This window comes from Anaeromyxobacter sp. (assembly GCA_016718565.1).
Taxonomy (GTDB): domain Bacteria; phylum Myxococcota; class Myxococcia; order Myxococcales; family Anaeromyxobacteraceae; genus JADKCZ01.
The window spans coordinates 1-10,265 of record JADKCZ010000011.1 but is presented as its reverse complement, the minus strand read 5'-3'; the positions used below and the strand labels follow the sequence as shown (position 1 = coordinate 10,265).

Below are 10,265 nucleotides of genomic sequence, written 5' to 3'. Positions count from 1 at the left end.
CACCAGGCCCACCGGGTCGCTCATCGTCAGCCACCAGCGGACCCGGTCGGAGAGCGCGGCCGCCACCCGGTCGGCGTAGCGGGTGAAGAGGGCCACCGCGTCGGGCCGCGCCAGGCCTCCCCGGGCGGCCAGCCAGGCCGGCAGCGTGCCGTGGAGCAGGCAGACCACCGGCTCCAGCCCGAGCCCGCGCAGCCGCTCGGCCCAGGCGGCGTAGCGCGCCAGCGCCCTCGTCGAAGCGCCCCTCGTCCGGCTCGACGCGGCTCCACTCCACCGAGAAGCGCAGCGCCGTCAGGCTGAGCCGCGCCGCCATGACGAAGTCGTCGTCGGCGCGCTCCCACCAGCCGGCGCCGCGGCGCGAGGTGGCGCCGCCCGCCACCCGGCCCGGTACCTGCTCCCAGATCGACCAGTCGCTGGGCGGGCCGCCGCCCTCCACCGCGTGGGCCGCGGTGGCGGCGCCCAGCAGGAAGCCTGGCGGAGGTCGGGTGGGAGGTCGGGTGGGCGGTCGGGCGGGGGCGGACACGGCGGGGCCGAGTCTACGCCGCCGGCCGCGCCAGCGGCAGGAGGCCGTGTCGCCGACCGCGCCGCCGCCCGGCTCAGTCGCGGAAGTTGTTGAAGCGCAGCGGCAGCCCGAGGTCGGCGGCGCGCAGGGCCTGCATGGCCGCCTGCAGGTCGTCGCGCTTCTGCCGGTGACCCGCACCGCCTCGCCCTGGATGGCCGCCTGGACCTTGAGGCCGGTCTCCTTGAGCAGCGCCACCACCTTCTTGGCGTCCTCCGACTTGAGCCCCTTCTTCAGCTTCACCTGCTGGCGCACCGTGGAGCCGCCGGCCGGCTCGACCTTCTGCGGGGTCGAGCCCGGTCATCGGGACGCCGCGCTTGGCCAGCTTCTCCATCAGCACGCCCAGCGCCGCCTCGGCCGCCCCTCGCTGTTGGCGCGGACGACGAAGTTGAGCTCCTTGTCGCGCTCGATGGCCGTGCCGGTCCCCTTGAAGTCGAACCGCTGGGCGATCTCCTTGACCGCCTGGTTCCAGGCGTTCTCCACCTCCATCATGTCGAGCTCGCTCACCGCGTCGAAGCTGGGCATCGGTTCCTCTCCCTCCGTGAAGTGTCGTCCAGGCGGCCGCCGGCGGCGGCCCTCACAGCTCCAGCACCACCGGCAGCACCGCGGGCCTGCGCCCGGTGGCCCGCCGGAAGAAGCGGCGCACCGTCCGACCGGACCGCCTCCTGCACCTCGGCGGGGTCGGCGCGGGCGGTGGCGGGCAGCGCCCCACGGCCCGCAGCACCTCGCCCTGCAGCTCGGCCTCGCGCCCCTCCAGCCCGGCCAGGCCCACCCCGAAGAGGTCCGGGCCGCGCACCACCTCGCCGCTGGTGCGGTCCAGCACCAGCACCGCCAGGCACAGGCCGTGCTCGGCCAGCAGGCGCCGGTCGCGCACCACCAGCTCGGGGACGTCGCTGGCCCCCAGCTCGTCGCGCACCGCGTAGACCCGCCCGAAGGGGCACCCGGGCCGGCAGGATCCGCGCCCCGGCCTCGTCGAGCTCCAGCACCTGGCCGTCCTCCAGCAGGTGGCAGCGCTCGCGCGGCACGCCCTCGGCCACCGCGTGCGCCAGGTGCCGGGCCAGGTGGCGGTACTGGCCGTGCACCGGCACGAAGTGGCGCGGGCGGACCAGGCCAGGAGCCGCCGCTGCTCCCCCTCGTGGGCGTGGCCGGAGGCGTGCAGCGGCGCCGCCCCGGCGGTGCGGACGTCGGCGCCGCGCCGGCACAGGTCGTCGAGGAGCCGGCCCAGGGCCAGCTCGCTGCCCGGGGATGCGGCGCGAGGAGAGCACCACCGTGTCGCCGCGCTCGATGGAGAGGTCGGGGTGCTCGCCGCGCGCCAGCCGGGAGAGCGCCGAGCGCGGCTCGCCCTGGGTGCCGGTGGTGAGCACCGCCAGCTCGCGGCGCGGCAGGCGGCGGGCCTGGGCGGCGTCCACCGGCAGCCAGTGCGGCTCGGTGAGGTAGCCGAGCGCGCGGGCCACCTCGAAGGTCTCCACCATGCCGCGCCCCAGCAGCGCCAGGCGCCGCCCGCTGGCCGCGGCCGCCCGGATGACCTGGTGGAGCCGGTGGACGTTGGAGGCGAAGGTGGCCACGAAGACCCGCCCCGGGGCGTCGTGCATGACGTCCTCCAGGGCCGGGCCGACCACCGACTCGGAGAGGGTCGAGCCGGCCTGCTCGGCGTTGGTGGAGTCGGAGAGCAGCAGGCGCACCCCCTCGCGCCCCAGCGCCTCGAACCGGGCCAGGTCGGTGGCCGGACCCGCCACCGGCCGCTCGTCGAGCTTGAAGTCGCCGGTGTGGATCACCACCCCCTGCGGCGTGCGGAAGGCCAGGGCGCAGGCGTCGGGGATGGAGTGGGTCACCGCCACGAACTCGGCCGCCAGGGGACCGCCCTCGCCGGCCTGGCGGACGTCGCCGGGGACCACCTCGCGCAGGTCGGCGGCCACCCCGGCCTCGGCCAGCCGGCGGCGCACCGAGGCCAGCGTGAAGCGGGTGCCGAAGACCGGCACGTGCAGGTGGCGCAGCAGGAAGGGCAGGGCGCCGATGTGGTCCTCGTGCCCGTGGGTGAGGAAGACCGCGCCCACCTGCTCGCGCCGCTCCAGGAGCCAGGTGAGGTCCGGCGCCACCACGTCCACGCCGAGGTTCTCGTCGGGGAAGAGGACGCCGCAGTCCACCACGGCGATGCGGCCCTCCGCCTCGAGGGCCAGGCAGTTCATGCCGACCTCGCCGAGGCCGCCGAGCGGGACGATGCGGATGGGGGGTGGCACGGGCGGCAATCTATACCGAGCCGGGCCCGGGCTTGCCCTCCTCCGGGTAGTTGCGCGCCAGGCAGTCCGGGCAGATGCCGTGGGAGAAGGTCGCGTCGCTGTGCTCGGCCACGTAGGACTCGAGCCGCTGCCAGCTCTCCGGCGCCCGCCGCACGGAGTGGCAGTGGGCGCAGATGGGGATGATCCCCTGGAGCTGGTGGACGTGGGCCAGGGCCGCCTCCAGCTCGAAGAGCCGCTCCGCAGCTCCCCCTCCATCCGCTTCCGGTCGGTGATGTCCTTGGAGTTGCACATCGCCGAGGTGACGACGCCGGCGGCGTCGAGCACCGGCTGCACGGTGGTGAGGTAGTGGCGGTCCCCGTCCGGCCGCGGCACCCGCACGTCGAAGTCCTGGCGCAGCCCGGTCTTGAAGACCTGCCGCAGCACCGCGAACCGCTTCTCCGCCTCGGCCGGCGGGAAGACGTCGAAGATGCGGCGGCCGATGATCTCCTCGCGGGCCTTCCCCACGCCGCGGGCGAAGGCCTGGTTGACGTAGCGGTAGGTGCCGTCCGGCAGGAACGAGAAGATCGGGTCGCTCGACTCGTCGAGCAGGACCCGGAAGCTCGCCTCGCTGGCCCGCAGCACGGCGAGCTCGGCGCGGAGCGCCTCCACCTCCGTGGGAGGGGCTCCCGGGGTGGGCATGGCCTGCGTGGGCATGGGTTCTCCGGGTTGGCCGGGGCCGAGCGGCTGGGGTTCAACAGAAGGCTGTCACGCGGCCGCAGCGCCGGCAAGGTCGGGACAGGTCGGGACAGGTCGGGACAGGTCGGGACAGGTCGGGCCGGACGGGCGCCCCGGGGCGCCGTCGGCGGCGCGGCGGCGCGGTCGCGCAGGTGCGCAGGCACCCCGCCGATCCGGCGTGCACCTGATCGGGCCTGGCACTCCGCCCCCCGGGTCGGTGTCTCAAGGGACAAGGAGGCAGCACACCATGACCACCACGACCCGACTCGCCTTCACCCTCTCCCTCGCCACCCTCATCGCCGCCTGCAGCGACGGCCCCCTCCACTCCTCGCCCTGTCCACCCAGACCGAGGTGCGCCTCGTCGAGGCCGAGCCCGGCGGCGGCGCGATGGCCCGGGTGGCGCTCCAGCCCGCCGGGCTGGCCCTGGCCGCGCCGGCCACGCTCACCTTCCGGGTGGACGACGCCAACGTCAGGCTGTCCGAGGTCGAGCACGGCCCCGAGGGCGAGGTCCGCCACGAGCTCGAGAAGCGGCGCCACGCCGGCGAGGTGGAGGTGGAGGTCCACCGGCTCGGCGAGGTGGAGATGGAGCACGCCCTCACCTGCGCGGCCGAGTGCGGCGCCGGCTTCGAGTGCGACGACGGCGTCTGCAAGGTGCACACGGAGGACGACCCGGCCACCCACGACGTCGGCGACGACCACGGCATCGACGACCCGCTCACCCACGACGTCGGCGACGACCACGGCATCGACGACCCGCTCACCCATGACGTCGGCGACGACCACGGCATCGACGACCCGCTCACCCACGACGTCGGCGACGACCACGGCATCCACGGCCCCGGTCACCCGTAGCCACCACCCGCGGCGCCCGCCGCACCCCGACCCCCGCCCGCGCCCTCGCGCCGGCGGGGGTCGGTGCGTTCGACGGCGCCGAACGGGCCGGGGCCGGCGTCCGCCGGCTGGGCTATGTTCCCGGCCCCGATGTCCGAGCTCCTCGACGGCCTCAACGACCCGCAGCGAGAGGCGGTCCTCCATGGGGAGGGGCCGCTCCTGGTGCTGGCCGGCGCCGGCTCGGGCAAGACCCGGGTCATCGTCTCGCGCATCGCCCGGCTGGTGCTGGAGGAGGGGGTGCTGCCCTGGCACGTCCTGGCCGTCACCTTCACCAACAAGGCGGCCGGCGAGATGCGGGCCCGGCTCGGGAAGCTGCTGGGGCTGGCCGCCGCCGACCTGTGGGTGCAGACCTTCCACGCCTTCGGCGCCCGCTTCCTGCGGCGCGAGGCGGCGCGGGCCGGGCTGCCGCCCTCCTTCGCCATCTACGACACCGACGACCAGCTCCGGCTCATGAAGCGGCTCTTCGCCGAGGGGCGGGTCGAGGAGGGGGAGCCGCTCACGCCGCGCGACGTCCTGTGGCGCATCGACCGCTGGAAGAACGAGGCGCTGCGGCCGAAGCAGGTCAAGCTGGCCGACTACGACGTGGAGGGGCAGCTGGCGCGCGACCTCTACCAGAAGTACGAGGCGGCGCTGGGCCGGGCCGGGGCGGTGGACTTCGGCGACCTGCTGGTGCGGCCGGTGCGGCTGCTGGAGGAGGACCCCGAGCTCCGGGCCCGCTGGGCCGGCCGCTTCCGCCACCTGCTGGTGGACGAGTTCCAGGACACCAACCCGGTGCAGTACCGGCTCATGAGGCTGCTGACCGGGCCGCGCCGCAACGTCTGCGTGGTGGGCGACGACGACCAGGCCATCTACCGCTGGCGCGGCGCCGACGTGCGCAACATCCTGGGCTTCGACGCCGACCATGAGGGGTGCCGGGTGGTCAAGCTGGAGCGGAACTACCGCTCCACCCGCACCATCCTGGACGCGGCCCACGCCGTCATCTCGCGGGCCCGGGTGCGGCGCGAGAAGAAGCTCTGGACCGAGGCCGGGCCGGGCGACCCGCTGGCGCTGCTGGTGGGGCAGGACGAGCACGACGAGGCCGAGCGGGTGACCCGCGCCGTGGCGGCCGAGCGGGCCCGCGGCACCCGCGGCGAGGAGATCGCCGTCCTCTACCGCACCAACGCCCAGAGCCGGCCGCTCGAGGCGCAGCTCCGGGCGGCCCGCATCCCCTACGTCATCGTGCGCGGCACCAGCTTCTACGACCGGGCCGAGGTGAAGGACGCCGCCGCCTACCTCAGGCTGGCCCTCTCGCCCGCCTCCGACCTCGACCTGGAGCGCATCGTCAACCGGCCGCCGCGCGGCATCGGCGAGAGGTCGGTGGAGCGGCTGCGGGCCCACGCCGCGGCGCGCGGCCTGCCGCTCTTCGAGGTGCTGGGCGAGCGGGACGCCGTGGAGGGGCTCAAGCCGCAGGCCCGCCGGGCCCTGGGCGAGCTGCACGCCACCCTGGCCGGCCTGGCCGCCGAGGCGCCTGGGCTGGACGCCGAGGCGGCGGTGCAGCTGGTGCTGACCCGCTCCGGGCTGCTGGGGCGGCTCGAGGCGGAGCGCACCGACGAGTCGGCCGAGCGGGCCGAGAACCTGGTGGAGCTGGTGGCCGCGGCGCACGACTTCGACGAGGAGCTGGCCGAGCGCCCGCCGCCGCAGGATCCGGACGAGCCGGTGCCGCCGCCGCCGCTGGCCCGCTTCCTGGAGCAGATCGCCCTGCTGGGCGAGGCCGACGCCGACACGCCGGAGGGGCGGGTGGCCCTGATGACGCTGCACGCCGCCAAGGGGCTGGAGTTCACCGCGGTGTTCCTGTGCGGGCTGGAGGACGGCACGCTGCCGCTGGAGCGCCCCTGGGACGACAAGAGCGCGGCCGAGCGGGCCGCCGCCGAGGACGAGGAGCGGCGGCTCTGCTACGTGGGCATGACCCGCGCCAAGGCGCGGCTCACCCTCTCGCTGGCGCGCCGCCGCATGGGGTACGGGGAGGGCGGCCCCAGCTACCGGTCGATGGAGCCCTCGCGCTTCCTGGCCGAGCTGCCGCCGGAGCTCTTCGGCCTGCCCGGGCGGGCCGCGCCGGCGCCCCAGGCGCCGCAGGCCCGCGGCCCCATCGTGCGGCGCCACCCCGGCGCGCTGCCGGACGAGCCGCACATCGAGGTGGAGGAGGACGGGGAGAGCCCGTTCCTGGAGCCCGCCGGCGCCCGGCCGCTGCCCTCGCCCCGCGCCGCTCCCCGCGCCGCCCGCGCGGCGAGCCGCGGGTGGAGTACGACGACCAGGCGCGCCCCGGCGGCGCCCCCTTCACCCGCGGCGACGCGGTGGTGCACGACGCGCTGGGCGAGGGGCTGGTGCTGGCCTGCGACGGCGCCGGCCGGGACGCCAAGGTGACGGTCCGCTTCTACGAGGCGGGTGAGAAGCGGGTGCTGGCCAGGTTCCTCAGGCGGGCGGGGTAGGGCGGGGCGGCCAGGACGGGGGGCCGGCGCGGCCCTCCCGCCCCGCGCTATGGTCCGCCGCGCCCATGGCCGCCCCGGACGTCCACGCCGTGCTGGAGCTCGACAGCGCCCCCTGGGGGCGGCTCCGCTTCGGCGCCCCGGTGGAGGTGATCGAGGCCCGGCGGCTGGCCGAGGTGCGCCCCGCCATCCGGCTGGTGGAGGCCGCGGCCCGGGCCGGGCGCTGGGCGGTGGGGTACCTGGCCTACGAGGCGGCGCCGGCGTTCGACGAGGCCCTGGTGGTGCGGGCCGGGGAGGGGCCGCTCGTCTGGTTCGGGATCCACGAGCGGCCGCTCGAGCGCGATCTCGCCCCCGACCGCGACTTCGACCTCGCCCGCGGCCTCGACCCCTTCCAGGCCGCCCTCCTGGACCTCCACCCCGAGGTGGACCGCGCCGCCCACCAGGCCTCGGTGGAGCGGCTCCGCGAGGCCATCGCGGCCGGCACCGCCTACCAGGTGAACCTGACCTATCGGCTGCGGGGCCGGCTGGTCGGTGACCCGCTCGCCCTCTACCGGCGGCTCCGCGCGGCGCAGGGTGGCGGCGAGACCGCCTTCCTGCGCGCCGGCGACCGGGCCATCGTCTCGGCCTCGCCGGAGCTCTTCCTGCTGAAGACCGGCGACCGGGTGCTGACCCGTCCGATGAAGGGCACGGCGCGGCGCGGCCGCTTCGCCGAGGAGGACGAGGCCGCGGCGCGGGCGCTGGCCGGCTCGGAGAAGGACCGGGCCGAGAACGTCATGATCGCCGACCTGACGCGCAACGACCTCGGCCGGGTGGCCGAGACCGGCAGCGTGGCGGTGACCTCGCGCTTCGACGTGGTCCGCCTGCGCACCGTCTGGCAGCTCACCTCCACCGTGGAGGCCAGGCTGGCGCCGGGGGCCGGCCTGAGGCGCTGCTCGGCGCCACCTTCCCCTGCGGCTCCATCACCGGCGCCCCAAGGCCATGGCCACCGGCTCATCGCGGCCGAGGAGCGCGCGCCGCGGGGGCCTACTGCGGCGCGGTGGGGGCGGTGGCCCGGGCGGCGACGCCTGCTTCAACGTGGCCATCCGCACCGTGGAGGTCGGGCTCGACGGCGCGGCCGCTACGGCACCGGCGGCGGCATCACCTGGGGCTCCGACGCCGAGGCCGAGTGGGACGAGGCGCAGGCCAAGACCGCGGTGCTGGCCGCCGCGCCGGGCCGCCCCCACTGCTCGAGACCATGCGGCTCGAGGGGGCGGCCGGGGCCCCGCTCGACGGCCACCTGGCGCGCCTGGCGGCGTCGGCCCGCTACCACGCCCTGCCGGTCGACCTGGCCGCCGCCCGCGTGCGCTGGTGGAGGCGCAGGGCGGCCAGGGTCGGCTCCGGCTGCTGCTCGGGCCGGACGGGGGCGCTCACCCTGGAGCGGGCCCCGCGGTTCGCGCCGCTCGAAGGCCCGGCCGCCTGGCCTTGCCGCGCGCTTCATCTCGAGCCGCGACCCGGCCCTGTCCCACGTTATTCACGGCCCGCGGCCTCTACCGAGGCCCGGCGCCGGGCGCCCTGACTGCTTCGACGTCATCCTGCTGAACGAGGCGGGCGGGCCCACCCGGAGACCACCATCGGCACCCTGGTGGTGGAGCAGACGGCCGGCGGGTGACGCCTGCTCCAGGAGGGCCTGTTGCCCGGGGTCTTCCGCGCCCACCTCCTGGCGCGCGTCGAGGTGGCTGGAGCGCCCGCTTACCCGGGCCGAGGTGGAGCGGACCACCCGGCTTGGCTGGTGAAACCGACGCTGCGCGGCTGGTGAGGCCAGGCTGGTCCTGCCGGCCTGAGCGCCCGCGGTGACCAGCCCCGCCGCGCCTCCTCCTCCTGGAAGAGCAGGCGCCCCAGCCGGTCGAAGTTCTCCCCGTTGCCGGCCAGGACGTAGGTGCCGCGCCTGGGCGGCCTGGGTCGCCGTCTCGTGGCGCAGGCGCCAGACCAGTTTCGGTCCGCCGGCCGCGGTCGTCAGGGTGATGGTCATGTGGAACCGGTGGCCACCGAGGTGGTCGAGGACGATCCGGCTCCGCCGCACGATCTCGGGACGAAGACGCCTGTTCGGGTAGGTAAGCCGTCGGGGCCGTGCAGGTCGAAGCGCTGTGCGCCCGCCTCGGGCGGAAGTCGAACCGTGGAAGGTGCCGAAGCCGGCCGGCTCCAGCGGGCCAGCCGGGCCGGGTCGGCGTAGTCCCCGAAGACGCGCTTCTGCGGGGCGTCGAGGAGACGCTGCTCACCAGCTCCAGGTCGTCGTCGGCCACGCCCTCACTCCTTGCGGAAGGCCTTCACCCCCGAGGACCGCCTCCACCACCCAGGAGAGGAAGGCCAGCAGGGACCGCCACCAGCAGCGCTTGCAGGAAGCCCACCCCGTAGGCCCCCATGATGGGTGGCCAGCCAGAAGGCCACGTAGAGCAGCCAGGCAGCAGCAGGAACCAAAGGAACCTGGCCATGCGTGACTACCAGGCGATGGTGAGGACCCACCGGAGATCACCACCGCCTGGCCGAAGGTGTTGGTGGGGTTGCCTTGTGAGACGAAGGCCACCGCGCCGGCCAGCACCGCGGCGTGAGAGGACGAGGCGGACGGCGAAGGCGAGGAGTCCACGGGAGACGGGCCCGAGCATGGCATGAGTCCCCGTCCGCCGCCGCCGGACCAGTGCCTGTGGCGGCCGGTCCGCCCACGCCTCCCGGCCCGGCGTACAATGGCCACACCCCCCGGCCCCCGCCCCACGCCCCGCCCGTCACCGAGGCGCTGGTGCGGGCCCCGCCCAAGACCGACCTGCACCGCCACCTCGACGGCCCGGTGCGGCTCGCCACGCTCCTCTCGCTGGCCGAGCAGCAGGGTGCGCTTCCCGCCGACACGCCGGAGGGGCCGGGCCCGCGCCATCCGCTGAGGGGCGAGACCTGCGCCTGCTGGAGGACTACCACCGCCTCGACGTGACGCTGGAGGTCCTGTAGACCGAGGAGTCCCTGCGGCGGGGTGGCCCACGAGCTGGCCAAGGATGCGCCGGAGGAGAACGTGCGCTACCTGAGGTGCGCTACTCGCCGGTGCTGCACACCTGGCAGGGCTGAAGCCCACCTCCATCGTGGACGCGGTGCTCGACGGTCTGCGCCAGGCCAGGCGCGAGAAGGGGATCCACTCAACGTCATCATCTGCGGCATCCGCCACATGGACCCGCCACCTCGGTGCGGCTGGCCGAGCTGGCGGTGGCTCACAAGGCAAGGGCGTGGTGGGCTTTGACCCGGCTGGCGCCGAGGAGGCAAACTGCCGCGCCACCACCGCGCCGCGCTGCAGCTGATCCTCGACAACAACGTCAACCTCACCATCCACGCTGGCGAGGCCTCTCGGCCCGGAGTCGGATCGCCCAGGCGGTGCACGTCTGCGGGGCC

Annotated in this window: 3 protein-coding genes and 5 pseudogenes; 4 read left to right on the top strand and 4 right to left on the bottom strand. The window is 75.7% G+C overall.

Annotated elements, in window-relative coordinates; translation table 11 throughout:
- The 4 genes and pseudogenes from IPO09_18025 to IPO09_18010 all read right to left on the bottom strand — a co-directional run.
- Window positions 1–520, bottom strand: a 520-nt coding sequence (locus tag IPO09_18025; protein MBK9519203.1) for a family 1 glycosylhydrolase, incomplete at its 3' end; no start/stop codon positions are given.
- Between the two features lie 73 nt (window positions 521–593).
- Window positions 594–1,081: pseudogene (locus IPO09_18020) on the bottom strand (YajQ family cyclic di-GMP-binding protein).
- Between the two features lie 52 nt (window positions 1,082–1,133).
- A pseudogene (locus IPO09_18015) lies at window positions 1,134–2,781 on the bottom strand (ribonuclease J).
- A gap of 252 nt (window positions 2,782–3,033) precedes the next feature.
- Window positions 3,034–3,486: pseudogene (locus IPO09_18010) on the bottom strand (PAS domain-containing protein).
- Between the two features lie 372 nt (window positions 3,487–3,858).
- Between IPO09_18010 and IPO09_18005 the strand changes: the two are divergent.
- The 4 genes and pseudogenes from IPO09_18005 to IPO09_17990 all read left to right on the top strand — a co-directional run bounded on the left by IPO09_18005 (window position 3,859) and on the right by IPO09_17990 (window position 10,265).
- On the top strand, window positions 3,859–4,359 hold the full coding sequence (locus IPO09_18005) for a hypothetical protein (protein MBK9519202.1): 501 nt from the start codon (window positions 3,859–3,861) through the stop codon (window positions 4,357–4,359).
- Window positions 4,360–4,473: 114 nt separating this feature from the next.
- A pseudogene (locus tag IPO09_18000) lies at window positions 4,474–6,863 on the top strand (UvrD-helicase domain-containing protein).
- 65 nt (window positions 6,864–6,928) lie between these two features.
- Window positions 6,929–8,632 carry a chorismate-binding protein gene (locus IPO09_17995; GenBank protein MBK9519201.1) on the top strand — a complete coding sequence of 568 codons (1,704 nt, stop codon included), beginning with the start codon at window positions 6,929–6,931 and terminating at the stop codon, window positions 8,630–8,632.
- A 995-nt stretch (window positions 8,633–9,627) separates the two neighbouring features.
- Window positions 9,628–10,265: pseudogene (locus tag IPO09_17990) on the top strand (adenosine deaminase).